We start from the raw sequence: 25,373 nt of genomic DNA, 5'->3' as shown, positions 1-25,373 counted from the left end.
TCGCTGTCCGGCAGACAAACCCCTGCGCAAGCAATGGCGTATATTCAAAAAGCCACGTACTCGCATCACCAAAGCAGAAACCATCATCTATCGCGCCCAGCAATCTGATTGCGCAAGCTGCACAATGAAGTTCCAGTGCTGTCCGAACATGAGATCCCGCATGATCCACCGCAGCATTCATGAGGATGCTCGTAATGTGGCACGCCAGATTGCGACGACACTCGAGTATCAACGCTCATGCTGCGAACGGAAGAAGGTCGAAATGCTGTTTGCCCATCTCAAGTCAATCCTGAGGCTTGATCGCTTACGTCTACGTGGGCTGACTGGCGCGACTGACGAATTCACGCTGGCAGGCATCGCTCAGAATCTCCGTCGCATGGCCAAACTCACCAGCCAAGGACCGCCCTTCAACAGGATAGGTGCGCCCGCTTAACGCGAAACCCTACAGATCAACTAACAAGCCGGGCGGCAAAGCCCGAATGAAACGTCCGAAAGGGCTGTGAGGCAGTTCCCGTTGCCTGCCGCCCCACCTCAAACCCGATTTCAATTCGAGTTTTTCAACAGAATCCGGCCAAAGCCGACAATGGCGTTTTCCTGAACTTCGGCGGTAATTTGTCAGTAAGCTGCCGTTAGCGTAAGCCCATGCCTAGAATCAATCGGTATCTACTGCGACGCACATATTATAAGTGCTTCGAAAAAATGCTCTGCCCCCCATGACATCGATCCACAGTCGCTCGAAGTTGTGTGCATTATTCTCGCGGGGCAGAATGAGTCGGTTTTGCATTCGTCGGCGCCCGCAAGGCGGCGTGTTGATTGAATTCGTGGTTTGTATATTTCCCTCAGTCCTCAGGCTTTGCTCATCAGTCCCGCACCGAACAGCGTCATGATGAACAGCAGCCAGTCATTCACAATGTGCGCCCCGGTAGACACCCAAATGTTCTTCGTCATGATCCATGGCAGTGTCAGCATCATACGTGCGGCACCAATGACCACTAGGCACTGAATCCAGTTCCAGTCGTAGGTAGGCAGGTGGATAAGGCCGAAGACGATGGACGTCATCAGCCATGCACCGATGATCGCGCTCTTGCGCCCCAAACGGAAGTCTTTCGAAAACCACTGCAACAAGGCCAGGAACGGCAGAAGCGTGATCACTTCCTCGCCTAAGAGTTGTGGAATGGTCTTGGCGAAGAAAGCGAAGCGCTCTGCCATGCCAAGGCTGCCCAGTTGCGCCATCGAAGCATTAGGCGTGACATGGATCAGGGCGTGCACAATTGAACCGATAGTCATACTGATGACGACGTTGAGCAGGGCGAAGCCGAACATCAGTTTCACTTCGCGGCGGCCCACCTTGCCAAAAATCGCCCGCCACTTGCCGGGCGCGACACGAGACAGCGCGACCAGTGGAATGCCCGGCATCAAGATAACCGGAATAAACTGCCAGAAAGTGCCTTTTGGCCAAGGTATGGGCAAGGCTAGCACCAAGAAACCGATGACGACCGTTGCCAAAACAATCAACCATTGCCGGTTCGAGATAACCACGGGCGTCCCGTTGTAAAAAGGAAAATCGCTGGCGGGATCTTCCAGTTGATTGAAGCGCGCTTCATTGGTGGCTGCGCTGGCCGCAGGGGATGTCATGAGGAAAATCTTCCGAGATGAGGGCGGCACATTAATTCAACAGTGCCAGGCACTCGTCGGCGCTGATGAGCCAATGGTATTGGCGGAAGAGGGAGAAGTCTTTTTCGCAGACGCCCCCCCCCAGATACACAGTGTTGGTCAATTGCACCAGCGGCCGGCTACCAAGGAGAAGGCTACTTGATACTTTGAAAAACGCCAACGCTTTACCGGTATATGACGCAGCAGTTATGCTGCAAATACACGCTCTCCCAGGCTAGTTCTGGCAGGGAGCTCTGCCGGAGTTCAGAAGCATCACAGAGGTAGCCATGCATAGACGTGAAAATCGAAATGCAATCGGACAGTTGATAGCAGTGTGCATGCTAATGTTTGCTGCCACGGTAGCGTGGGCAGCGGTAGCAGTACCAGCCGAATCGGCAGTACCTCTGGTGATTGGACACCGGACCATCCACACCTTTCGGGCGCCATTAGGCATGTTTTCCGCAAGCGACCGCGCCGATGGAGCACGTCGCCGCATTGACGCCGCTTTTCAGAAAGCAGGTGATGGATGGACTTCAGTCAAGACAACAGACCAGGGAATTCAAGTCGAGCTTGATGGCCAGCCGTTGTTCTACGTACTCGCTGGAGATGTGCGAGAGCTTGCCGGTGAAACGCCAGCCGATCTTGCTAATCAGGCTTCGCGTCTACTGCGTTTAGCCTGGGAGGAACATCGTGAGAGAAGCGATCCCAAAGCTAGCCTTCATGCGTTACTCAAGGTGGGGATTGCCGCTGTCCTATTGGTCATTCTACTGACGCTTACGATCAAGGTGTCGTCGAGGCTGCGTGCCGCGCTGGTTGAACGGATGCCGGGCGTGTTTTCGACTATTGCCAGACATCTTAATGACCATACGGTACGAATAATCTCGTCGATGACAGATCGCTTGTTGGTTGTAGCGACTTGGTTATTCGGCATGCTTCTGATCTTCATCTTTTCCACATTCAGTCTCAACCAATTTGTTCTAACGCGGCCTGCGAGTGAAACCCTATTAAACTCGATCGTTAGCTTGGGTAGTGATGCACTGATGGAAGTTACCGCGTCATTACCGCGCATCTTTATAGCAGCAGTAATTTTTCTACTAACGTGGGTATTTACGCGCGTTTCTTCTGAGTTCTTCGACAACGTTGAAATCCGTTCGGCGGAGGGTGGCTGGCTCAACCCCCATACCGCACCGGCCACCCGACGAATCATCAACGCGCTTCTTTGGCTCTTTGCCATCGCGATGGCTTACCCTTACTTGCCTGGATCGCATACCGAAGCATTCAAGGGTTTGTCGATGATGGTCGGACTGATGATCTCAATTGGCGCTGCTGGCGTGGTCGGACAGATTGCTAGCGGGATCATCCTCGTCTATACCTATGCGCTAAAACATGGCGAGTATGTACGTATTCAGGACTACGAGGGCACAGTAACGGAGCTAGGTCTATTCGTCACACGCCTCCGAACCGGAATGGGCGAGGAAATCGCCATACCCAACGCGGTAGTACTTGGAACGGTGACTCGCAATTTTTCACGCATTCAGAGCAGCGCGGGGAAATCAGGCTATGTTTTGGATACCACAGTAACGATTGGCTACGACACGCCTTGGCGACAAGTACATGCCATGCTTGTCGAGGCAGCAAAATCGACCCCAGGCATCCTTCAGGACCCCGAACCGTACGTCGTGCAAACAGCGCTGTCCGACTTCTATGTTGCCTACAAGCTGGTGGTCTACGTCGGTACCGACGTTCCGGCTGCCCGCGCTCAAGTCGCCAGTGATTTGCATGCCGCAATTCAGGATTCGTTTAACAGCTATGGTGTGCAGATCATGTCGCCGCACTACTTTGGTGATCCCGCTGCATCAAAAATCGTGCAGGAAACCAGTTGGTATGAGCCACCAGCGCGAGAGAAGGATGCAAAATAGCCTCGGCAGATAGCTGCCATACGTTATGACAGCGGTACGCGCTCTGGAAATTAGCGACGGAATGCAAGTTCTGGCATTTTTCGGATGCACAGTATTGCTTTATGAGAGGCCAACTTCAAGCCCGGCGGTCGCGTTTGTCGGACAGCAAATCTGGTATTCGTAGTCACCTAGCACCATCCAATGGTTCTGCGAGGTCGGCACGATCACCGGAAGCCGCCAGTAGCGCACAGGTACCGTCTGTTGATTTGCACGTAAAACAGACCCCGGGTCAGATTTCGACGCAACTCAACAATCACGGCAAGAAAACAGCAAAATTGTTTTTTCCTGTTCGTTTGATCGAATACATCGCAATATCGGCGTTCTTGAGGAGTTCCTCTGTACTCTTGCCGTGGTCGGGAAACACGGCGACACCGATGCTCACACTCACACTCAACAACTGGTCTCCGTAATAAACCGGTCTTGCCGTAGCCGACAGAATTTTCTCAGCGACATGTCCGGCCGCAGAAGGCCCGGCCACATCGGAAAGGATGACCAGGAACTCGTCCCCCCCCTGTCGGGCAACGGTGTCAACTGCGCGGACGCACGAAGACAGTCTGGCCGCAATCGCGCGTAGCACCAGATCGCCAGCTTCGTGGCCGTACGTGTCGTTAATGCCCTTGAATCCATCCGCATCGAGAAATAGCACGGCGAAACGTCCCTTTTCCCGGATGGCCCTGCTACATGCCATCTTCAGACGATCGAGCGCCAAGCGCCGGTTGGGGAGTCCAGTCAGCGCGTCGTGGTTTGATAAGAGTTCGATTTCGTCGCGCTGTGCTTGCGTCGTCCTGATGGTGTTCGCGAGGATTGCGTTGATTCCCGAGTAATACGCTGCATCGAGATCGACTTTGACCTGTAGCCCTTTGTAGCGCCAAATCAGACTCTCAACCTCGGGGGCGGTCAATGCAACGCTCGACCCGAACCGGAGTGCTGCAAGCTTTTCATCCAGATTCCGAGCAATCCCGGCTGGCTTGTAGCGAAATCTGATGGTGACGATACACCGTCTAAATGCGGGATTGGGCTCATAGGGCTCGTTGGTCGCTTCGACATCAATGTATTCCAAGTCGTCGAAAAGAATACACCCGCCGTAAAAAACGCCACGGATAAACTCGGGGGCGAGCGGCATGACGTTTTCGTAAATGGCGATGCCGGCCTCTTCATCGATCGACTGCAAGAGACACCATCCGATTTCATCGGGAATCCCCCCTCGAACGACGGAGTTATAACCGCCGCTCTCCTTGTTTGCATAAAGCCAGTCCCGGCTTGAGTGAACCATCGTCTTGCCTGGTCCATTCTCGTGCCAGATCCGCAGGAAGTTGACGCCTGCACGGAAGAAGATGTTCTCGAAAGCAGGAACTGTCTTTTCGATGTTCTTCAGCGTATCGATCAACATCGAGTGCGGATACCAGAGTGTCGGATCGATGTCGACAGCCTGTAACTGCATTCCACCATCCGGAAGAATTTGAAGATGGTGAAACGATTCGACCAAGCCGAGCAGAAAGGAACCTGCGACTTCGCCCTTGGCCGAATGCTGATCGAAATCGATGTTATCCATTTCTTATATTCTGGGGCGGTCTTTCCAAGCGTTGTGTAAGCCTGCCATGTAGCGGTCCCGGTGCACGCAGATACCTTGCGGGGCATTATTGGGGTTGTGACCGAATTATCTTTGTCGCGGCGGGCGGCGGCGGTATCTAAAATCTATGACTTTTGGTTTAAATGTTATGAATTAGTTCTACTGCTGACAAAACGGTAAAAATGTCACACAAAATGATGCCAATGATCGAACAACCCTTCAAAAAAATCAGTGTGTCTTGGCTGGAAGAATTCGGGAATGAACAGCAGATGGATGTTCCCGAGGAAGACGACTTCCTGTTGTCACAATTGCCGTTGCCTTCCAAAATCGGTACGGGCCGGTACGAAAGAATTAACCTTGCGTTCGGAATGTCTTTCAGCAGGTTTGTGGCGAAGTACTCTCGCGAAGCTGTGGGGAAAATATATCCGCTGACAACCGTCGACGCTCAATTCAAGGAAACGAGTTTTCAAGTATGCATACCGCGCAATTTGCGGCTGCAATTCGAAGAGCAGTATCCGCCGGAATACTTGGCGCCGTCACAAGGCGTCGATTTATATCGGTATACGGACCGCTACCAAACCAAGATCTCTGCAGATTGTACCCACAGCGGTGACGCAACAGTCGTCACCATTGCCTATTCCGTCCTGTGCAATCTGATCGGAACGGATTCGGCTTATCAATTGCTCGGAAAACTCGGGGTTGGCGATAACCCGAGCGTCGTCGTGCGGCCAACACCCTTGTATGTATCCAATCACGTGCTTGGTGTTCTCGATGTTGCCCTGACCGGTCCATCGCGTAGGCTTTTCGTTCAAGCCCGATCTTTAGAATATCTTGCGGCCTTGGTCGACTATGTCTGCGGAGATGAACCGAGCAAGTCGATCCATGACAACCGCAGCAAACAAAGAGTTCAGGCCTTACGTGAAGACTTGATAGGCTACGCGGGCAAGCTTCCTACGCTTGATGAGCTGGCAATCAAGCATGGACGGTCAGCGAAGATCCTGAACGGGGAATTTCAGAAAGAGTACGGGCAGTCGATTCATGCGTTTATCGTGGATCATCGATTACAGCAGGCACACGAAGCTATTCGTCATACAGACATTTCCATCAAGAGCGTATCGGCCGCCCTCGGCTACTCGCATACAAGCAATTTCGCGATCGCATTCAAACGGAAATTTGGTTATCCGCCAGGCAGTTTGAGGAAGCAACAGGCAAGATGACTGGTATTGCTGCTTTGGTCGAGACAGCTAGCCTCACGTGACAAGCGGTAACTCAAAGTCATCTTCGGCTGAATGGCTGGTGATCGGCGCATTACCGCCTGAGTATGGTCGGAAGTCCAAGGACAGCTTTGGCCGACGAGCGGAGATCGGCCAAAGCGGAAATACGCTTGGTGACAGCAAGCAGTCCGCTATGAGTTTCTGAACGGACAGGGAATAGGCAAATGAAACAGACATATTTTGGCTCATCGCCCATGCCCTGGTGCAGCGTGCTGGTTGCGTAGGCCGATGAGTCGAGAAGGGCATGTCTTACCTGGTGTCTGAAGTTTTCCAGTGCGCGCCAATCGCTTGGTGATCCAGCGACGGTCAGCACCGGGTATATGCGCTCTACTCTAGATGCTTCCCGATTTGTGCCATACTGGATACGGTGATTGGAACTAACCTCCTATCAGCGATTTGTTCATGTTGAAGTCGACAGATTTTTTCTGACGTAGTGCATCGGAAGGCACGTGTAGACATGGTTCATCATCAGCCGCCTGAGATTGATTATCAGGCATTGTTTGAAGCTTGCCCCCATCCCTATTTGATTCTTCGAGCAGATTCTCAATTCACAATTGCAGCGGTGAATAAGCGTTATCTCGAAGCAACGGGAACCAGTCGGGAGCAGATGGTCGGTCGTGGCCTTTTTGACATATTTCCGGACAACCCGGATGACCATTCCGGCAGTAGCGTTGGTGATCTTCGAGCCTCTCTGAACAGAGTTCTCCGTGACCAAGCCCCAGATATCATGGGAGTACAGAAATACGACATTCCTTTACGTGATGGCAGTGGTGGCTTTGAAGTCAAATACTGGAGCCCGGTGAACACTCCCGTAGCCAACGCCAACGGCGGTCTAGACTTAATTATTCACCATGTAGAGGATGTGACCGAATTTATCCTCGGGCGAGAACGGTTAAACAAAGATAACAAGGAGCAACTGGGTAAAGTTGAAGCACGCGCCGAACGCATGGAAGCAGAGGTAATGCATCGGACAGCGGATGTAAAAAAAGCCAATCGGGCGCTAAAAGTGGCTCTCGAAGAATTGGAGAAAAGAAGATCAGAACTTGCTGACCTTAACCAACGGTTAACAGAGCTTGATCGACTCAAATCCGAATTTTTCGCCAATGTCAGTCATGAGTTGCGCACCCCCTTGACACTCATCATGGCACCTCTAACGCAACGACTGAATTCCGATGATCTTCCTGAAAGTTTTCGTCGGGAAGATGAGCGTATGTTGCGCAATGCCCGCGTTCTTTACCGGCACGTATCTGATTTGCTTGATGCTGCGAAGGTTGACTCAGGGCACATGGGTGTTGCTTACGCAAGATTTGATTTGGCTGAACTCTGTCGGGTGATGGCAGGGTATTTCGATCTAATCGCAGATGAACGTTCAATTGACTATCGCATTGCTAGCCCGGAAACGCTGACTGCAGAAATGGATTGTGAAAAGGTACAACGCATTCTGCTCAACTTACTCTCCAATGCGTTCAAGTTTGTGCCGAACGGAGGCCGTATCCTTGTTCGGGTCGTCGTCAATGACGAAAACACAGTTTTCATTGAAGTTGAAGATAACGGTCCCGGCGTACCGAAAGACATGTGTGAGGCTGTGTTCGAAAGATTCCGCCAGCTTGAAGGTGGCGCGACTCGCCAATATGGCGGAACCGGTCTCGGCTTGGCTATTGTTAGAGAATTTTCAGAGCTACATGGTGGTGCCGCGTACGTTTCTCAGGCTCCGGGGGGTGGAGCTTTGTTCTGTGTAAGACTTCCCCTACACGCCCCCGCGGGTACAAAAATTGCCGATCAGCCGAACCGCCTCGATGCCATTATCGAAAAAGTTACCATTGCTGAACTAAATCCCATTACAAACACCAGCAGCTTGGCAAGCTCAGATACCTACCTGCCGCTTATTTTGGTGGTTGAGGACAACATCGACATGAACGCTTTCATCGTCGATATCTTGAGCAAAAGCTATCGAACGGCCAGCGCATTCAATGGGCGCCAAGGACTCGAAAGGGCGCTTTCTCTTGAGCCTGATCTAATTCTTGCAGACGTAATGATGCCTGAAATGAGCGGTAGCGAGATGGCCATTGAATTACGCCGACACGCGGAGCTTAATCATGTCCCGATCATGATGCTAACCGCGAAGGATGACGATGAACTTCGTGTAAAACTATTGCGGGCGAATGTTCAGGAGTACATCAACAAGCCGTTCAGAGCCGATGAATTGCTTGCCCGAGTAAATGGGTTGGTGACGGCACGGCAACAGACCATTCATGCATTGACCGTTTCAGAAAATTTTGCCAAAGCGACTATAGACGCCGTTGCAAAAAACCTTTGCGTCTTGGATAAAACGGGACGGATTTTGGCTGTAAATAAAGCATGGCGCGATTTTTACGATAGCAACCACCCACCATCCGGACATCAAAATTACGGAATTGGCCTCAATTATTTGAGTATTTGTCGATCGACAATCGGCCCCGAAGCTGACGATGCGCAACAGATGGCCGAAGGAATTCTTAAGGTCATTACTGGACAGGTGGATGTCTTTGGACTTGAGTATCCATGCAACAGCCCGACTGAGCAGCGTTGGTTCCAAGCTCGTGTGACACGTTTTCACGGCGATAGCGGCAATGTCGTGATCGCGCATGAAAACATCACCGAACGCAAGCGAGCTGAGCAAGAGCTTGAGCGCTACCGTTATCATCTTGAGGAGCTTGTAGCCTCACGTACGGCTGAATTAGCGAAAGCCAAAGACGAAGCAGAGGTGGCAAGTCAAGCCAAGAGTACGTTTTTGGCCAACATGAGCCACGAAATTCGTACGCCGATGAATGCCATCATCGGGTTGACACACGTACTGCGCAGAAAGATTAAGGATTCAGATCAAATCGACAAGCTTGGAAAGATTGCCGGTGCTGCTGACCACCTCCTGGGGGTTATCAACGACATTCTAGACATTTCCAAGATCGAATCGGGGAAACTCGTACTGGAGCGGGTTGATTTTGAGTTGGATTCAATGCTTTCACGAATCTGTTCGATGGTGGTCGAACGCGCGCGTGAAAAGAATTTGGAACTCGTCGTTGATGCGGCGCTGGATATCAATCTGGTCAATGGAGATGCAACCCGGCTCGGTCAAGCCCTGCTTAACTATTTGGGCAATGCCGTTAAATTCACGAGGAAAGGGACAATCACCTTGCGCGCTCTGGTGGTTGATGAGACGGCCCACGATGTTCTATTGCGCTTTGAAGTGGAAGACACCGGCATTGGTGTTGCGAAAGAAAACTTACCACGACTGTTTCATTCCTTTGAACAAGCGGATAGTTCAACAACTCGTCGTTTCGGTGGTACGGGTCTTGGGTTAGCCATAACGCGCCGCCTGTCTCAAATGATGGGCGGTGAAGCTGGTGTTGAGAGCGTTGAAGGTATCGGTAGCACCTTCTGGATGACTGCTCGTCTTGGTCGTGTCCAGCAAAGAAGCTCAAATCATTCGATTCCTGCCCTGATTGGAAGGCGAGCGCTTGTTATTGACGATACGGGGGTAACCCGTTTGGTTCATAGTCAATTACTGCATTTGATGGGCCTTGAAAGTGAAGCCGTTCCTTCAGGTAGAAGCGCACTGGAAGTGATCGAAGCAGCGGATGCAGATAACAAGCCATTCGATCTAGTATTGATCGATTTACTCATGGATGACATGAACGGCTTTGAAACACTGACGAGGATACGTCGCTTGTCCTTGCGACAGCAGCCAGAAGCGTTTCTAGTCACGGCTTCTGGCGATGAAGCAATCCTGGAAGAAGCTCGAAAGGCTGGATTTTCAGATGTTCTATTAAAGCCACTTTCTGCGTCGTTACTAAACGACTGCCTAGTGCGCCTAAGCACAAAAATAACTGAGCAGAAGAAGCAGCAGGAAGAGATGATCCGGGCACCAGTCTCAAGTGCAGAAATGACCCTAAAAAGCAATTTTGGACATAAACGGATACTGGTAGTTGAGGACGAGCCGCTAAATCAAGAGGTTGCGCTCATGATTCTTGGGCAGGCCGGCTTGAGTGTCGATGTGGCCAATAACGGTCAAGAAGCTGTGGAACTGTGCGCCAGACAAAAATATGACCTGATTCTGATGGACATACAAATGCCTGTAATGGATGGTTTGGAAGCAACTCGCCGCATTAGGCAACTTTCTGACTGCGCACATGCACCAATTCTAGCAATGACCGCCAATGCATTTACTGAGGATCGCGATGCGTGCTTTAACGCTGGGATGAATGAATTTGTTGCCAAGCCGGTTGATCCGTCACTGCTGTATTCGGCCGTGTTGCGCTGTTTAGAAAAAAATTAAAATTTCCGCATCAAGCCGCTACTGAAACGGTTACAGACTCAGCATAAGGCTGATCACTGCTCGTCGGCACGCAGAAACGCCGAGCACAAACCGTGGTCATGTAAGACCGCAGACTCATCTTCGACCCCCGTCTTCCCTTAAACCTCATTTGTCGCCAAAGCACATTTGAAGTCCCCTTCACAACACGCCTCCCCGGAGTTTTCCATTGTCCGGAGATCACCGCTTTTCCGAAACGTGATGATTGAGGGCAATGGTGTAGTCGAGTGCCAGCGAACAGTCAGGCCAAGGCGGAAATCCAGTTGCTTTGCCAGTCAATTTTTGGAATTTTCAACTAAGCCTTGCAATACACAAAGGAGCAAGCACGTGACAAAAATCAAGATGTTCGCAGATATCAGAGGCTGAATGGCGGCTTACCGCCAGGTTGCCGCCCGATACCTAACGACTGGTCAATGGCCGGATTGGCCGACGTGCTTCCGTAGCCCATCCGGCAAATATCAGAGCAAACCAGTCATACGAATGACGGCTATGCGGCTCCTGCGACCGGCACCAATTGGCCGATAGCAGAGCCTCGGCGCTCATCCCGAAACCAGTCACTCAAAACGCATACAGTTTCCGCCAAAGACTGCTTTTCGGCAAGATGCTAAATGCGTACAATCGGCCAGTTGCAGCCTGTCGAGATTCTCCCGAACAGCAGTCATTCACTGTTAAGGCTCAGGCTGCATAGAACGCTGACGTCATTCAGACATTATCATCACATACTCAGACTCGAATAACGGCTTTATCTATGCGACGCGTTCTTGCGACTGACTTTGGTATCTGGCCAATGCTCCAAAACTTGGGGCGTGCGTCTGATCACATGCTGGTGTCCAGTGACTACTGGTCCAGACTTGCCAACTATTTGCTTCTGTATGACCAATTGGTAATTCCGACCGGTAACCTACAAATACTACCGGTCCTTCGACTCATGCTCGGTGAATTGGTATTTGATGACCTCATTCGAACGAAGGGAATAGTCCTCGCCAGGTTTGATCAATGGTTCGGTTACGCGGGGAATGGTGGGGGGTTGGTCTTCTTTCAAATAATGGATGGTCCCGACCGACCCAAAGACTATCCCAACCTTGGCACGGCCTTTTTTAAACCAATCGATCAAGCAATCGCAGATACTCTATCTGTCACAAATCCCCCCTCGACAGTAGAACGCCGCTCAGCGATTACAAACCTCCTTCTGGACAATATAGTCCAGCTTCCTTCTCAGTCCATCGCTGATGGGTTGAAGGAAGAAGCATACAAAGACGTATTAGGTAGCCCATACCTCCGAGACTTTCTTGCGCTCCGAAACGCCGGACGCTCTCTAGATGAATTGCGCGGCATCAATCCAAATCAGGTTACGATCTTCAGTCCGCATGTACCACCTGAAGCTAATGACTCGCTTGAGATTAGGGCAGTGCTACGCGTTGCTTTTGAGAATTTCCTCCTTAGTGTTGGAGGGCACGCCGAAGCCAATGAAATTACTGGTGATGATGCAACGCTCAATGTTCTTCGGGCAAAGGGTCAGCGTCTTGGTTACTCGCCTGAGGGCGCTCAAGCTTTCGCCCAGATTCAAAAAATATCCGGTGTTCCTGATCTAGGGGCGGCCTTTGCGACAAAGCGGCTCTCGCCTGAACAGCTATTGGATCTGCGTCACTCCAAGCATGCTCAGGCTCTCAGAGATTGGTTTGCGGATGGTGCGCCGAGTTCTACGGAGGAAGAAACGGTTAGCCGTTACGTTGAGACAATCGGCCAACCCAGCTTAGTAGATTCATTGCCAGCAAAACTCCTCCGCTTCGCAACAACTACGGGCATCGGTTCAATAGAACCAATTTCCGGCGGTGTGGCCTCTGCCATAGACAGTTTCATGCTGAGCAAGTGGTTTCCAGGAAGATCCCCCCGTTTATTCATGAAACAAGCAAAGGTAATGCTGGCAAACACACCGGTCATCCACGCGCCATTGATGCGCGGAAGAGATCGGAACGCACCTTGCTCATGCGGAAGTGGGAAGAAATTCAAGAAATGCTGTGGCCGTTAAGTCTCAGCTTTGAGTGTCTGATTTTCAAATTTTGATCGGCTGCTTTGGGTCGATTCCTGCCAACTCAGCTTTGTTGTCCGCCAGAATATTCAAAGCGCATCATCTGAGGCTGTGTACGGCCAGAAGAAGTCGTTCGAAGATTCGCAGAAAATCGGTCATTTAAGCTGTCTTTATCCGCTATCGTCTCATCGTTGACAGAGCCGTCATTTTCCAAGTGAGGGCGTAATGCGGGATCTGTTTATTTCTCAGGTGTCCATGCCATGAAAATCACCCTCAGAGTATTTTTTCCCATGGCGGCCTTCGGTTGTCTTGTCCTGAGCCAATCGCTTTATGCCGAAGATGCCTGCGAACGATATCAAACAGAAGGATACGTCCATCCTGTTTACACCGTGAAGCCTTTCGATTTAGTTTCCCGGAAAGTGTCTGGACACAGAAGGACGCTGCAATGGACGAATTCTTTTTCGCTGGAAGAAAGACTCGCTGCCGCCGATGCGTTGTTTTCGGCCGATGTATTGGCCGGTACCGTTCCTCAAGACGACCAGATTCATTTGTATCGTGCGTGCCAGTTGTTCGAGCAGCAAGCCGATTTTTCCCGCCTTGGCCAATGTTTGGATGCACTCGACCACTCGTTGAACGCCTTCGGCGATGTGCCGGAAGCGGTTTCACTATTTGGCGGCAAGGGAAATGTGCCGCCCACGCCCTACTTTTATCTCGGCGAATTTCCGTTGGCGGCATCCGTCAAATTGTTGCGGGCGAACGTTGCGCTACTACACAATCGTCCCGAAGAAGCGCTCAGACTCGTCGAACAGGCCGACCGTTGCCTGCTCTCGGAATCCAGAACCGGCCTGTTGGATCCAAGCCGAACGTTGGATAATCTGCTCAAGGCCGATGGTTCCCCTTCTTCATCTTCGACCAAGCGTTTGCGCCGTTTTGCGCAAGTGTTGGCGAGAATCTATCTGCAACTAGACGAGACAAGCAAAGCCAATAAAATGATGGACGTATTGGGCGCGCTTTCGGCGGAGGTGTATTTTGATCGCCGCAGTTTTGAACACCTCAACAAAGCGGATACGGGCGAATCCAAACGAGCCGAAGTACTCGCAGCGCTCTACATGTCGAGCGGTCGCTCGCAAGAAGCGCTCTCTATGATCGAGAACTATCGGGCGGGAGGGAGAAGATTTTATGCGTTCATGGAATCGCTTCAGGTGCTCGGAATACCCCTACTTTTCGGCGGTATAAAAACACTAATCAACCCCTATTCATTGAGCTTCCAATTCCAGCGCGGCCACCTTCAAGCCGAGGTGGGGCGCTTTGCCGAGGCGAAATCAGACCTCGACGAGTTGATCGGCAATGAGGAATTTCAGTTGGTTGGTTCCTTGTATTGGGCGGCCCTGTACGACAGGGGACGTATTGCCGAGAAAGAAAATCAACCGGATGAAGCCATCGATTTCTACCTGAAATCGGTATCGGAGATCGAACACCAGCGTTCGACAATCAATACTGAAGGCGACCGTATCGGATTCTTTGGCGACAAGCAGGCCGTCTATCAGGCGCTGGTTCGCTTGCTGATCCAGCAGAATCGATCTGAAGATGCTTTCCTCTTCTCCGAGCGCGGCAAGGCCCGCGCGCTTGTCGATATGCTGGCCAACAAGCAGGATTTCGCCCTTCCGGAGGGTAGCAACGACAAGGTGCGCGAACTGCTTGCCCGGCAGCATGCTTCCGACAATCTGCTGACGATGGGCAGCAGCCTTCCGGATGACATTAAGCAGTCGATTACAGCCTTGGTGGAAGCGGCAAAAGACAAGAACCCCGTGGCATCCTTGGTGGCGAGTTCCCGCAACATCCGGGCCAGCATCGCACAGGATATTGCGGCGCTATCGCCCGAACTTGCCTCGCTGGTTTCCGTCAGCAAGATCAGTCTGAAGGACATTCGGGACAATCTGCCTGCGGACGAAGTCCTGCTGAGCTACTTCTACGACAAGCAGCATCTCTACGCCTTTGTGATGACGAAAGACACGGTCAAGGCGATTTCGCTTGAGCGCGAGGGTCTGGAGAAGGACATCGAAACCTTCCGCAAGGCGCTGCACGACCAAGAAAAAAATGGAGCCGGTGAATCGCTGTACAGCCGGCTGATCTCCCCGGTCGAAGCCGAACTGACCACCGGCAAAGTCCTGATCGCTCCCCACGGGGCTTTGCACTACTTGCCGTTTGCCGCGCTGTCAGACGGATCAAAATATCTGGTCGACCGCTACCAACTCAACTTCATACCGAGCGCCTCGACCCTGAAATACGTCGGCAAGCGTCCCGCTGAAAGCAAGGCCGGCACTATGCTGGCGCTGGGAAACCCTGACTTGGGCAACAAACGGTACGACCTTGCCTTTGCCGAAACCGAGGCCAAATCGGTAGGCGCCATCTTCCCGCAGTCCGTGGTCTTGCTGCGAGCCGAGGCCAGCAAGAAGAACGTCAAGGAATACGGTGCCGGATTCAAATACCTGCACTTTGCCACCCACGGCGAGTTCTATCCAGACAAACCGATGGGTTCGGCGCTGATGCTGGCCGGGCAGTCGGCCACCGATGAAAAGGATCGTCTGACCGTCAGCGAACTCTACTCGATGCGACTGAATGCTGACCTCGTCACCTTGAGTGCCTGTCAGACGGGCCTTGGCAAGATTTCCAACGGTGACGACGTGGTGGGATTAGTGCGCGGTTTCCTCTATGCCGGTGCGAATAGCGTGATTTCGACGCTTTGGGAGATTGATGATGAAGCGACCTCGAAGCTGATGACAGCCTTCTACCAGAAGCTCAAAGCCGGTAAGCCGAAAGCGGCTGCCTTGCGTGAAGCGCAGATCGAACTGCGCACAGCGTATCCTCATCCGTACTTCTGGGCAGCATTCCAGATGACCGGAGGGCATGCTCTGTAAGTTGGGATCACACCTCTACGAGCGTTAAAGGCATCGGTCATTGGGCGATGACCGCTCTTCTGTGATTGCAACTTCCGCTTTGGGTCGGAAGCTGTCTATTAGAAGCACTATGACTCGTTGCTATGGCCTATCACTGCTCTGATTGGAAGTGGGGCAGATATTTCTGTGCCTACGAAAATAAACCGCCCCGAAGGGCGGCTTTCTTTGGCTGTTAGTGGAGTGGAGGCGCGCCCTTAAGCTCAGCCGCTATCTGTATCAGTCCAGCAATAGTAACGAGGACTTGGTGATATACCTTTGGAGGTTCGTCGTTTGTCCGGATGGTTTTGGTTTTATGTACGAGATACTTCGGCATCTTGTCCGATTGCGCCAACCACGGTGCCTTCGGCGCAGGGCGGTAAATCCAATCACGTTCGTACAGCCATTCGATCAATTTTTTCGGTGGCATTTGAAGCGTCTTGGCCGCCATGGTGAGGTTGAATGTTCCTTCAGAATGGGAAAGCCGATCAATTTTTTCGATAGCTTTCTCGTGAGTGGCGACTAAGTCAGCGAGTTTTTCGTACCGCTCAATCGTATCAGCGAGAAGGCGAAGAGTCTGGGGGAAGGTATAGGGCGTTTCCTCAACCTGAAAATATGTGTCGGGGAACGACGGAATGGCTTCTTTCTCGATAATGAACTGTTCCATGAGTGATCCAAAGAGTTTGTTGGAAAAGGGGGGGGCTGCGATGCAAGACGCAATCGCCTTCGGCGGGTATTGGGCATCAAGATCCATCCTCTGCAATGATTTCGGCCAGCAATTTTTCGTACCGGCCATTTTCTTTCCCGATTTCCTTCAAGTTGAACGCTGAGTCTTCCGCGTCGTTCAGTCGGGTGTTGATTTCAGAAAGTACTTTCAGGTTGTGAATCCGGGCCGTCAGGGACTTCAGGCGTTTGATCGATTCCGCGCCTTTCGGATCGTCCTCACGAATAGCTGTTGCGATTTCATCGAGTGCTTCCGGGGCTTTGTTCACGGCTTCGTTCTCCAGTACTAGGGTTTCAAACATGTCCGCCATGCGATCAGCCCGCCCTTGTTGCCGGAGAATAATCGTCGCGTTGACGTTGGCGGCCAAATCAACTTCTGAGGTAATCAACTGGGTGCAACGCTCCGCGTTTTGTTGCGTTGCGTGTGCGACAGCGTTGCGAACTTTTGCTTTTGTTGCCGCACGCACTGCTTCGGTCAGGTCGCGTGTCCAACCATTTTTCTTTGCGCGGCGGGTGATTGTTGAGGCTTCAGTTCCGTGTTTCTCAGCAATTTGCCGAATCGACAGTTGCGCAACACGCCATTCCGTTTCGATCAAATCCCAATCCAAATCGTTGCGACGGGCCATGGTTAGTCTCCAGCAATAGCCGTGCAGGGAACGCCGCTGCCGGCGTTTTGTTGAGTGGTTGATGTCTTGGGGTTTGTTTCGTCGAGCGCAGCCTTCATCACCGTTGTGTGGCGGGCGCTTTCCCAATCGAACGCTACAACGCGGCCGGCGTCCTCGCGAAGCCGATCAAAGACACGCTCTCCCAGTGCTTCAGCTACGCCATTTCTGTCGAGGTTGGAGATCAGCAGGGTCGGCATGCGGTTTTCGTAGCGCTCATTAATGACATCGAAAAGCGAAATCTTTTCGGCCTCGCTCCCGTATTGAACACCGACCTCATCGAGAATCAGCAGAGCCGGTCTGGAGAACGCCGCAATAGCCTGCTGCTCCGTTTCCTCGCTGGCCCGGCTCCACGTACTGCGAATCCGGCGAATCAGGCGATTGACCGTTGTGTATCGAACCGAATACCCGTTGTTCATCAGATGAAGTCCGATGCCAGCGGCCAAGTGGGTTTTTCCTGTACCCGGACGACCGATGAACAACGCGCAGCGCCCCGTCTGCAAAACATCGTCGAACTGTTCGGCGTACTCAGAGGCGAGAGACAGGGCGCGTTTCTTCTGTGGCGTATCAGCAACGAAGCTGTCGAGCGTTCTATCGGTGAAGCGGGTAGGCAGTTCGCTATTACAGATCAGTTTACGCACCCTCTCTTGTTTCTGGCGCTCGTCGCTGATCCGTTGTTCCTCGTTACGCTTCTCGGTTGCAACGGCCTGGCATTGGGGGCACGGCGTCCAATAATTTATCAAACGGCACCGGCTATCGTATTCGCCGTGAATCTCGCAATAGGCGACTTTTGTTTTGAATTCCATGTTTCGAAAAATCTCTTGATTGTTTCCGTTTGTCATATGCTCCCCTCTTCGTAATCAATGGTGGAAAAATTTTGTGGTGTAGATTTCCTGTGATTTTTTTTCTTTCGGTCAGAGGCATACTCAGCGGCTTTGCGGAGCCAACTATTGAATGCAGCATTCCAGTCTTTGAACTTCGACCCCTTTGACTGGTGATGGTCGCGAAATTTGAGAAATTCGAGATTCGGATCAAGCCCCAATTCAGACGCGAGATTTATGTTTTTTTCAGTGGGCAGAAGTTGGTCTGGAAAGGTGTGAGCGCGCGACGTTTGTGACTGGCTTCTATAGTTATTATTCTGTTCACTGGTTTGTTCACCATTAGTGCGTGTACCCGATTCGGTAACCGTTGTAGTGCCTACTTCAGTAACCGTTCCCAAATCGGTAACGGTTCCCGAAATCGGAATCGTTTCAGGGAAGCAAACCTGATATTCGACGGGGCGACTAAAACCGCCCTTGCCGGTTTTTTTGAGCCATCCGAGTTTTACAAGAGCCGTTGTAGCTGTGCTGATTTTGGTTACAGAGAGTCCGCAACGTCTTGCGATTGCCTCGCGCTTCGGGAATGCGATGTTTGTGTCCTTGGAGCGGAAGCTGTAAATCACGCCAAGAACGCGCAGTTGAGTCAGGGTGAGCCGGGAATCAGCGAACACTTCGACAGGCATGAAGGCAAAGACCTGAATGGACATTAGGCAGCCCTCCGCTCGCTCATGAGTTGAATTTCATGTTCGGCGAACTCCTGCCCTTTTTTACCTGCTACATCGATCGCGCAATCCGGAAGGCCGTACAAGGCGATGTGGCACGACTCTCCGAATTTGTTTGAGACATCCAGCTGATCCGTTTCCATCGGCCAAATCATTTCTTTCAGGCGGAATTTCGTGTCGGACAGGCGATAAATTCCGCGCCGAATCCAGTCCCAAACCAGATTGACCTTGTTGCTAAGAAGAACGGCGGCAAGAAGAAGGGCGGCCTGGGTGTCGTGTGCAGGGTAGGACGGAACAAAATCGCGCTTTTCGGCAAACTCTTCGTTTGCCGATTCCGCGTTCGGGAAGTCAATGGTGATGTCGACCATCACACGCTCCCCTCAGCAGACAAAAGCCGTTCGACTTCCGAAGCGTCCCAAAGAAGTTTTCCGGTCGGCAACTTCAGCGGCCTGAGCCCACAATAGTGGCCCTTACGGCAAAGTCCGGCGCGGATCGTCTGGGGGGCCACGCGGAGGGCTGCGGCCAGTTCTTCGGTCGCGAGTTTCTTACGGATGATTTCGGCCTGGCGAGTCGAGGCCACTTCGGCTAGGAGTTTGCCGACCGGACGAGTGTTCGGTGTGACTTGGATTTCGAGTTCTTGCATCGTCGTTTCCTCTGGTTGAGGTCAGTGTCATCGCGATGAATTCGCGAGAACCACATGACGATGCGGATTGTTTAACTCGGGTTTTTTGCTAGCGCGCTACTTAAAACTAGTGGTTTGGCTTCTTTCTAAGTTTATTCTTGATAGTAGAAACAGCCTCTTCCATGGTCGAGTTTCTTATATCTTTGTAAGGCACCGAATTGTTGGGGCGACCATCCATTTCTGATGTTGCCACCTTCCAATTGCCTGTATCTGTCTCAATGATCCAGTCGTGGCGTTCAAGGAGCGCCAGCACGGTTTTGCAGTCCAAGTCGATGTTTTTTGAGAGCAATTCCTCAATTTTTTTCCTATAGAGAGCCTTTGCCGCTGGTCTCGGGCTTTGCGCTGTCGTTCTGTTCTTGTGTTTCCGGGATTTTGCTGTAAGCAATGAGGGAATGCGGGTATGGCGGAAAAGTTTCTCTAATGCTTGGTAGCTTGCGAACTTCCCAAGAGTTTCTGCTGCGTGTTCGGTGGCTGTATTTGTTAATACGTGTTTCCCCAGTGATACTCCGCAAGCCATTTCACCCGAATTGGGAATCTGGCTGAAGGTTTTGATCGCTTCGAGAGTCACCGCTGTGGAAATCAACGTGAGCCACTTTTCAATTTCAGCTTCGAGTTCAAGCAGAAGGTTTTTTTGGCGCGCCAGTTTCTTGTGCGATGCGATCCCTCTCTTACTGCGGCTTTTTGAAACGTAAGGGGCGTTTTGCGGCATGAGTTGCTTCACAACAGTCTTGAATTCACTATCCATAGGGGCGGGTCAATAGTGGTTGGTGTCGCGTCAGTCGGGGAATGTGCCCGGTCTTGGGGGTAGCCTAAGGGCGCACTCGATGGTGCAAGCACCGGATGCTTCCCGAGTTGCCTGATGCCGTTAGGGTGCGGTAGTGCTTGGAATCGTCGCCCGTTTGACCATCGGAGTTCCGGCTTTCCTTGCTTTCCAGAGGTCGTAGGCGGCTTGTTGTGAAAGCCATGTGTCGGCCCGCCCGCCATTCTCTATCCCAAGCCATCCTTCAATCCGCAAGGCCATTTCAGGAGAAATTGCGGCCCGCCCGTTCAGTACCCGCGAAAGCGCAGGGCGAGTAACGCCTAGTTGTTCGGCGGCTGCGGTTACGTTCAGGCCCAGGGCCGGTAACACGTCTTCTCTCAGAGTCTCGCCGGGGTGGGGAGGGTTGAACATCCTGCTCATTTCGATTCCTCTCAGTGATAGTCCTGATAATCGACTAATACGGCGTCGCCGTCTTCAAACGTGAAGGTAATGCGCCAGTTGCCATTTACCGTGACTGAGTAATATCCATCCATGTCGCCAATCAGGCCGTGCAGTCTCCAGCCCGGCACGTTCATGTCGTCTGGCGTCTTGGCGGCATCCAATTTGGCCAGTTGTCGTGACAATTTCGGTGCATGGTGCGGTTGAATCCCCGCTTTGCTGCCTGTCTCGAAAAAGCCTTGCAGCCCTTTGTGCTGAAAACTCTTAATCATGTCTGGAGTGTATAGTGTAGCGTTACGGTTATCAAGTGACTCTACCCAGTAACCGTCTTCAAGGTTCTCGTCGCGTCATTTTTAAGCGGTTCGATTCCGGCTTGTTCGAGAATCCACTCTTCGATTTTGGTGTGCCAAGAACGCAACAAATCGAGCGGCCTGCGTCGATAGTGTTTCTCCGCGAGTGCCGAAGGCTTGTGTCCCTGAATTTGGGCTACAACACCGACTGGTGTTTCAGTCCATTCGGCCAGTGTGCCGAAGGAACGGCGCAGGCCGTGGAGAGTCAAGGATGGGAGACCGGCCGCTTGCAACACACGTTTGTGCGCGGGGCTTGGTTCGACCATGCGTCCGGTTTTCGATGCGCCGACAAACACCCACTCAGCGGGTTTCCAGTGCTCAAGGTCGTTTTTTATCCGCTTTCCCATTGAAATACGATATTCAGGAGGCGGTGTCTCATTCCGTCGCTTTAAGTCTAGAAGTAACGATTCAACGTAAGGGGTCAAGGGAATGATGCGTTCCCCCTCAACCTTGTCGCGGATCGTCAGGCTCTTCCATTGGAGATCAACATCCGACCATTTCAAGCCTGCCAGTTCTTCACGACGGGCGCCGGTTAGAACGAGTGCTTGCAGGTAGGCCGAAATCGTCTGGCTGCTGAGTTTGCGGACTTCCAAGAACCATGCGGCCAATTGTTCACGTTGCAAACAGTCTTCGTTCTTGGGTTTAGTGCGGGGTACCTCGTCACGCACAGTCTTTGCGTTGATGGCATCGAGTGAAACAAGCGAGGAATAACGGATATCCGTGGCGCACCAACGAAGGAATGCGCGAAAGAGACGGAATGCAAGGGCGGCACGGGCCGGTCGTTTTGCAGTTTCATCCTGCAACCAATGTGCTAACGCATCGGAGGTGAGCCCTGAGAGTTTCATCGGCATCAAAGAGGACAGTGGCCCGGGCTCGGTTATGCCTTTTCCTATTTGCTTTTTTATGCCCCCAGATTGCGCTAGCTTTTCATGGTCAAGCAGGTGGCGTTCCCCCCAGCATTTTTCGCCGCCGCGATCCATGCGTGCCTTTTGGTAGATGATGTATTTTGACCATGCATCAGCGACTGTTATTTCAGTACGGCGTTGTGCTTCTGCTTCGGCGTTTTGGCGAGCGGCTTCTTGTGTTGCTCTTGCTTCAGCTATTGCAATCTGATCCGCCTTTGCTTGGCGAGGGTCAATCCCTTGGTTCACCAGCATTTTTAGATTGGTGGCTTCTTCGCGCGCTCCGCGTTGAACTTCGACCTTGTTTTCTCCCTTGCCGCTCCAGACTGAATTTAGAGTCCAGTGGCGAACGTCGCCAATCGTGATTCGGATAGTCTGGCGGCGCAATTTGCTCTCGAAAATGAAGGATTTTGCGCCGCTGCTCGTGGATCGAACGGCAAGGCATGGCGTTTCTGTATCCCACAGGAAGGCTTGTGATTTTCCGGGCGGGCACTTGAATGAATTGATGCGTTCGTTGGTCAGGCGAACTCGTTCCATATTTCGCTCCTTGGCTCCATGTAGCCACCATGTAGCCAAAATTCTAGAATATGGATCAACGCATGTCAACCTTCGGATTTGTGGCTACACTCCATTAGTTATTAAAATACAGTGCAGTATTGGGTTGCGTAACTTTCGATCAACGCCAATGAATGACGTAATTTGCGGACTCTTAATCCGTTTGTCGAAGGTTCGATCCCCTCACGCCCTACCACGGATTATCAAAGGCTTGTGCTTAGGCACAAGCCTTTTTTATTTTCTGCCGTCCCGAAGGTGTGACAAACTTGGCCGGATCCTGTTTGTCGGTGCTCATCGCAATTCGATATAAGCGCCGCACCTTTTTCCGGGGAATTCATTGCCCAGCCTTGCTGCGCGAACTCTTCAGTGCGTAGAGAAAAACGAGAAAGAATACGCCAGCCATTGCGTACAGCATGATGATGTAGCCATACAGATTGACGGCGCTGTCGACGATTGCATCGTCCGGATGGTTCTTGTCATAGCGCACGCTTGTTTTAGCGCCGACGGGAAGCGGTGCTTCGGAAAGGAACGGCGATTCTTCGATGCGGTGCGGCTTTCCCGCGGCGTCGCGGTAGGCGATCACAGAGACTTCATAGTGTTTTGTGACGTATATCAGGTTTCGATCCGTTTTGCCGGAAGTGCGTTGCTCTGTGCGGATAACCTGGCCGGTGGTCAGTGTCGAATTCCGGACAAATGCCAGTCGATCGACCGTTGCGTAAATGGCGAACCCGAGCGAGAGCAGGGCGAATACCAAAGCAATGAGCACTCCCGAAGTACCGTTTTTTCGCATGGTATGTCCCCTGCAAATGCGTCCGGCGGATTTGCCTTGTCTCTTGGGCTGCTTGTGTCGGCGCTTTTCGACGGCGCTGTGCGCTGTGTTCCAATATCAATATCGCCATCGAAGTCCGCTTTGGCAAGCGGTTTTGGCAACGGAGAACGCATCCGCCGAACACGACGGGCGTCGTCAGTCGTTCTGCAGTGTCGTCCAGCGAATCTTGCCGCCCGCCGCTTCGTTCAATGTGGCGATCAGCATTTTGGCGTCGGCGTCGGGAAGCGCGAATTCGAGTTCGACGTATTCTCCGTGCCGGATGCTCAGCCAGGACGCGCGAATGCGTTCGACTTCGCGGCGCACGAGTCCTTCCAGCGCATACGGAACGGCGCATTGCAGAATGCTCGTCTTGACGATGTCGATTTTTTCGGCGCCAAGGAGCGCATGGGCGATGCAGTCCGTGTAGGCGCGCAGAAGCCCGCTGGCGCCGAGCTTGACGCCGCCGAAGTAGCGGATCACCGTTGCCAGCACCTGCTCGAGTTCCTGATGTCGTAAGACTTCGAGCATCGGGCGTCCGGCGGTTCCACTCGGTTCGCCGTCATCGACGGCCGCCGATTGCCCGCCGGCCAGTAGCGCCCAGCATACGTGGTTGGCATTAGGGTGGCGCGCGCGCAGTTCGGCCACGACTTTCTGTGCGTCCGGGCGGTTCGCCATCGGCTGAACGCAACCGATAAAGCGACTTTTGCGGATGATCAGCTCGCTATGGACTGCTGCAGAGAGTGTTTTGGGCATGAAAGGAGGTGGCGAGGGGCGTTCCGGCGGGCCGAACGAGGGGACCGCGTTCGGGGGGGGCACGTTCGTTTGTCGTGTCGACGAATGCTCGATCAGACGCCTCGTGGCAATCGGAAAATAAAATGATAAAGTGCGGCGCGACCCAGTCTACGACTTTTGTCATTGGATACTAACCAACTCGCCTCTTCTTTTGCAAAGCTGCTCGAACAGCGTCCTTTTGTGCGGTTCTGGCTGGCACGCTTGTTTGGTACGGTCGCCAATCAGATGCTCATGGTCGCGCTGGCCTGGCAAATGTATGACGTTACCGGGAGTGCTTGGGATCTGGGGCTGGTCGGCTTGTTTCAGTTTGCCCCCCAACTGGCGATGACCTTGCCAGCTGGTCACGTCGTCGACCGTTTGCACCGCGGTTCCATCTTTGCCGCCTGCATGGTGGCGCAATCCCTTGCGGCGATGCTTCTTTGGTTCGCGATTTCCGGCCAATTCGCGACGCGGGAACTCATTCTTGGCGTCTCCGTCATTTTCGGTGTCGCACGAGCGTTCCAGTTACCAGCACAGCAGGCCATCACGCCCTTGTTGGTGCCCCAGTTCTTGCTGGTCCGAGCCATTGCGCTGAGTACCAGCAGCGTCCAGGCCGCAGTCATTTGTGGTCCGGCGCTGGGCGGCGTGCTCTATACCTTTGGGCCTGAAGTCGTCTATGCAAGCGGTGCCGTGTTGTTGTTGCTCGCCTTCGTCCTGACCCTGTTCGTACGCTATACGCATGTTCCGACGCACGTGGCCAATACCCTGCGGAGCATTTTTGCCGGGGTTTCCTTCGTGTGGGCGCACAAGGCCTTGTTGGGGGCGATGTCGCTCGATCTCTTTGCCGTATTGCTGGGCGGCGCAACCGCCTTGCTGCCGATATATGCGCGGGACATCCTTCAGGTAGGTCCCGTCGGTCTTGGTTTGTTGCGCGCTGCGCCCGCCGTCGGCGCCTTGCTCATGTCGCTTGCTTTGACTCGCTGGCCATTGCAGCGAAAGGTCGGTCTTCGAATGCTCTCCTGCGTCGCCGTGTTTGGTGTCTGCATGGTCGTTTTCGGGCTGTCGACGAATTTCGTCGTTTCCCTGGCGGCGCTGGCGATTTCCGGCGCGGCCGATAACGTTGGCGTGGTCATCCGGCTGACCTTGATGCAGCTTGAAACGCCGGACGAGATGCGCGGGCGCGTCGCCGCGGTCAATACGATTTTTATCGGGGCCTCGAATCAACTCGGAGAGTTCGAGTCGGGGGCGACGGCGGCATTATTCGGGCCGGTCGGCTCGGTCGTCCTGGGTGGCGTGGGCACTTTGCTCGTTGCCGTGGGGTGGATCTGGTTGTTCCCGGCTTTGTCGAAGCGCGACCGGATGGTGCGGAGTTCCTGATCGCATTCCGGCTGGCAATGCGTCGTCGCTTATCTTCGGC

Annotated in this window: 21 protein-coding genes; 7 read left to right on the top strand and 14 right to left on the bottom strand. The window is 52.8% G+C overall.

Features of this window, described 5'->3' with window-relative positions; all coding sequences use genetic code 11:
* Positions 1–433: transposase (locus BLR25_RS12375; protein WP_143009844.1), on the top strand; the 433-nt coding region annotated here is incomplete at its 5' end.
* A gap of 413 nt (positions 434–846) precedes the next feature.
* Here the strand turns inward: BLR25_RS12375 and BLR25_RS12370 are convergent.
* On the bottom strand, positions 847–1,635 hold the full coding sequence (locus BLR25_RS12370; RefSeq protein ID WP_091938037.1) for a type II CAAX endopeptidase family protein: 789 nt from the start codon (positions 1,633–1,635) through the stop codon (positions 847–849).
* A gap of 305 nt (positions 1,636–1,940) precedes the next feature.
* On the opposite strand from BLR25_RS12370, the gene BLR25_RS12360 reads away from it, so the two are divergent.
* The gene (locus BLR25_RS12360; RefSeq protein ID WP_091938032.1) at positions 1,941–3,572 is read left to right on the top strand and encodes a mechanosensitive ion channel family protein; all 1,632 of its coding nucleotides are present in this window, start codon (positions 1,941–1,943) and stop codon (positions 3,570–3,572) included.
* A 292-nt stretch (positions 3,573–3,864) separates the two neighbouring features.
* Here BLR25_RS12360 and BLR25_RS12355 read toward each other — a convergent pair whose 3' ends face one another.
* Positions 3,865–5,163 carry a GGDEF domain-containing protein gene (locus BLR25_RS12355; protein WP_091938030.1) on the bottom strand — a complete coding sequence of 433 codons (1,299 nt, stop codon included), beginning with the start codon at positions 5,161–5,163 and terminating at the stop codon, positions 3,865–3,867.
* A gap of 221 nt (positions 5,164–5,384) precedes the next feature.
* On the opposite strand from BLR25_RS12355, the gene BLR25_RS12350 reads away from it, so the two are divergent.
* The 4 genes from BLR25_RS12350 to BLR25_RS12335 all read left to right on the top strand — a co-directional run bounded on the left by BLR25_RS12350 (position 5,385) and on the right by BLR25_RS12335 (position 15,750).
* Entirely contained in the window at positions 5,385–6,398 is a 1,014-nt protein-coding gene (locus BLR25_RS12350; RefSeq protein ID WP_176785869.1) for a helix-turn-helix domain-containing protein, read from the top strand.
* 514 nt (positions 6,399–6,912) lie between these two features.
* Complete coding sequence (locus tag BLR25_RS12345) at positions 6,913–10,767, top strand: response regulator (RefSeq protein ID WP_091938026.1); 3,855 nt, start codon at positions 6,913–6,915, stop codon at positions 10,765–10,767.
* Positions 10,768–11,623: 856 nt separating this feature from the next.
* Positions 11,624–12,832, top strand: coding sequence for a YecA family protein (locus BLR25_RS12340; RefSeq protein WP_218122723.1), 1,209 nt, complete (start codon positions 11,624–11,626; stop codon positions 12,830–12,832).
* Positions 12,833–13,092: 260 nt separating this feature from the next.
* Positions 13,093–15,750 (top strand): CHAT domain-containing protein, encoded by a 2,658-nt coding sequence (locus tag BLR25_RS12335; protein ID WP_091938022.1) that lies wholly within the window; start codon positions 13,093–13,095, stop codon positions 15,748–15,750.
* 211 nt (positions 15,751–15,961) lie between these two features.
* Here the strand turns inward: BLR25_RS12335 and BLR25_RS12330 are convergent, their stop codons facing one another.
* From BLR25_RS12330 to BLR25_RS12275, 12 genes are all read right to left on the bottom strand, one after another.
* Complete coding sequence (locus BLR25_RS12330; protein ID WP_176785868.1) at positions 15,962–16,432, bottom strand: phage antirepressor KilAC domain-containing protein; 471 nt, start codon at positions 16,430–16,432, stop codon at positions 15,962–15,964.
* Positions 16,433–16,508: 76 nt separating this feature from the next.
* Entirely contained in the window at positions 16,509–17,114 is a 606-nt protein-coding gene (locus BLR25_RS12325; protein WP_091938018.1) for a hypothetical protein, read from the bottom strand.
* Between the two features lie 2 nt (positions 17,115–17,116).
* Positions 17,117–17,956 (bottom strand): ATP-binding protein, encoded by an 840-nt coding sequence (locus tag BLR25_RS12320; protein ID WP_176785867.1) that lies wholly within the window; start codon positions 17,954–17,956, stop codon positions 17,117–17,119.
* A gap of 32 nt (positions 17,957–17,988) precedes the next feature.
* Positions 17,989–18,675 (bottom strand): helix-turn-helix domain-containing protein, encoded by a 687-nt coding sequence (locus BLR25_RS12315; RefSeq protein WP_091938015.1) that lies wholly within the window; start codon positions 18,673–18,675, stop codon positions 17,989–17,991.
* Positions 18,675–19,058, bottom strand: a complete 384-nt coding sequence (locus BLR25_RS12310; RefSeq protein WP_091938013.1) for a hypothetical protein — start codon at positions 19,056–19,058, stop codon at positions 18,675–18,677. Before BLR25_RS12310 ends, BLR25_RS12315 begins: the two co-directional genes overlap by 1 nt.
* The gene (locus BLR25_RS12305) at positions 19,058–19,333 is read right to left on the bottom strand and encodes a hypothetical protein (RefSeq protein WP_245715545.1); all 276 of its coding nucleotides are present in this window, start codon (positions 19,331–19,333) and stop codon (positions 19,058–19,060) included. The genes BLR25_RS12310 and BLR25_RS12305 overlap by 1 nt, the downstream gene beginning before the upstream one ends.
* 106 nt (positions 19,334–19,439) lie before the next feature.
* Positions 19,440–20,117: a hypothetical protein gene (locus BLR25_RS12300; protein WP_091938011.1), complete on the bottom strand. Its 678-nt coding sequence runs from the start codon at positions 20,115–20,117 to the stop codon at positions 19,440–19,442.
* 120 nt (positions 20,118–20,237) lie between these two features.
* Positions 20,238–20,552 carry a HigA family addiction module antitoxin gene (locus BLR25_RS12295; RefSeq protein WP_091938009.1) on the bottom strand — a complete coding sequence of 105 codons (315 nt, stop codon included), beginning with the start codon at positions 20,550–20,552 and terminating at the stop codon, positions 20,238–20,240.
* Positions 20,553–20,563: 11 nt separating this feature from the next.
* Positions 20,564–20,842, bottom strand: a complete 279-nt coding sequence (locus tag BLR25_RS12290; protein WP_091938007.1) for a type II toxin-antitoxin system RelE/ParE family toxin — start codon at positions 20,840–20,842, stop codon at positions 20,564–20,566.
* Positions 20,843–20,883: 41 nt separating this feature from the next.
* Complete coding sequence (locus BLR25_RS12285) at positions 20,884–22,359, bottom strand: tyrosine-type recombinase/integrase (protein ID WP_091938005.1); 1,476 nt, start codon at positions 22,357–22,359, stop codon at positions 20,884–20,886.
* A 352-nt stretch (positions 22,360–22,711) separates the two neighbouring features.
* Positions 22,712–23,167, bottom strand: a complete 456-nt coding sequence (locus BLR25_RS12280) for a DUF3592 domain-containing protein (protein ID WP_091938003.1) — start codon at positions 23,165–23,167, stop codon at positions 22,712–22,714.
* Between the two features lie 174 nt (positions 23,168–23,341).
* Entirely contained in the window at positions 23,342–23,938 is a 597-nt protein-coding gene (locus BLR25_RS12275) for an IMPACT family protein (protein ID WP_091938001.1), read from the bottom strand.
* A 162-nt stretch (positions 23,939–24,100) separates the two neighbouring features.
* Between BLR25_RS12275 and BLR25_RS12270 the strand changes: the two genes are divergently transcribed.
* Positions 24,101–25,333 carry an MFS transporter gene (locus BLR25_RS12270; RefSeq protein ID WP_245715544.1) on the top strand — a complete coding sequence of 411 codons (1,233 nt, stop codon included), beginning with the start codon at positions 24,101–24,103 and terminating at the stop codon, positions 25,331–25,333.
* The last annotated feature ends 40 nt before the right edge of the window (positions 25,334–25,373 follow it).

The sequence above is a fragment of the Propionivibrio dicarboxylicus genome (assembly GCF_900099695.1).
Taxonomy (GTDB): domain Bacteria; phylum Pseudomonadota; class Gammaproteobacteria; order Burkholderiales; family Rhodocyclaceae; genus Propionivibrio; species Propionivibrio dicarboxylicus.
The sequence above is the reverse complement of the archived record's forward strand: the minus strand, read 5'-3'. Positions and strand labels throughout refer to the sequence as shown.

Bases quoted from the DNA above. Each gene is read 5' to 3' on its own strand.
- BLR25_RS12290 (WP_091938007.1), bottom strand. From the start codon at position 20,842: ATGATTAAGAGTTTTCAGCACAAAGGGCTGCAAGGCTTTTTCGAGACA.
- BLR25_RS12310 (WP_091938013.1), bottom strand. From the start codon at position 19,058: ATGGTCGACATCACCATTGACTTCCCGAACGCGGAATCGGCAAACGAA.
- BLR25_RS12320 (WP_176785867.1), bottom strand. From the start codon at position 17,956: ATGGAATTCAAAACAAAAGTCGCCTATTGCGAGATTCACGGCGAATAC.
- BLR25_RS12370 (WP_091938037.1), bottom strand. From the start codon at position 1,635: ATGACATCCCCTGCGGCCAGCGCAGCCACCAATGAAGCGCGCTTCAAT.
- BLR25_RS12300 (WP_091938011.1), bottom strand. From the start codon at position 20,117: ATGGATAGTGAATTCAAGACTGTTGTGAAGCAACTCATGCCGCAAAAC.
- BLR25_RS12325 (WP_091938018.1), bottom strand. From the start codon at position 17,114: ATGGCCCGTCGCAACGATTTGGATTGGGATTTGATCGAAACGGAATGG.
- BLR25_RS12285 (WP_091938005.1), bottom strand. From the start codon at position 22,359: ATGGAACGAGTTCGCCTGACCAACGAACGCATCAATTCATTCAAGTGC.
- BLR25_RS12275 (WP_091938001.1), bottom strand. From the start codon at position 23,938: ATGCCCAAAACACTCTCTGCAGCAGTCCATAGCGAGCTGATCATCCGC.
- BLR25_RS12330 (WP_176785868.1), bottom strand. From the start codon at position 16,432: ATGGAACAGTTCATTATCGAGAAAGAAGCCATTCCGTCGTTCCCCGAC.
- BLR25_RS12355 (WP_091938030.1), bottom strand. From the start codon at position 5,163: ATGGATAACATCGATTTCGATCAGCATTCGGCCAAGGGCGAAGTCGCA.
- BLR25_RS12315 (WP_091938015.1), bottom strand. From the start codon at position 18,675: ATGTCCATTCAGGTCTTTGCCTTCATGCCTGTCGAAGTGTTCGCTGAT.
- BLR25_RS12305 (WP_245715545.1), bottom strand. From the start codon at position 19,333: ATGCAAGAACTCGAAATCCAAGTCACACCGAACACTCGTCCGGTCGGC.
- BLR25_RS12335 (WP_091938022.1), top strand. From the start codon at position 13,093: ATGAAAATCACCCTCAGAGTATTTTTTCCCATGGCGGCCTTCGGTTGT.
- BLR25_RS12345 (WP_091938026.1), top strand. From the start codon at position 6,913: ATGGTTCATCATCAGCCGCCTGAGATTGATTATCAGGCATTGTTTGAA.
- BLR25_RS12295 (WP_091938009.1), bottom strand. From the start codon at position 20,552: ATGAGCAGGATGTTCAACCCTCCCCACCCCGGCGAGACTCTGAGAGAA.
- BLR25_RS12350 (WP_176785869.1), top strand. From the start codon at position 5,385: ATGATCGAACAACCCTTCAAAAAAATCAGTGTGTCTTGGCTGGAAGAA.
- BLR25_RS12360 (WP_091938032.1), top strand. From the start codon at position 1,941: ATGCATAGACGTGAAAATCGAAATGCAATCGGACAGTTGATAGCAGTG.
- BLR25_RS12340 (WP_218122723.1), top strand. From the start codon at position 11,624: ATGCTGGTGTCCAGTGACTACTGGTCCAGACTTGCCAACTATTTGCTT.
- BLR25_RS12280 (WP_091938003.1), bottom strand. From the start codon at position 23,167: ATGCGAAAAAACGGTACTTCGGGAGTGCTCATTGCTTTGGTATTCGCC.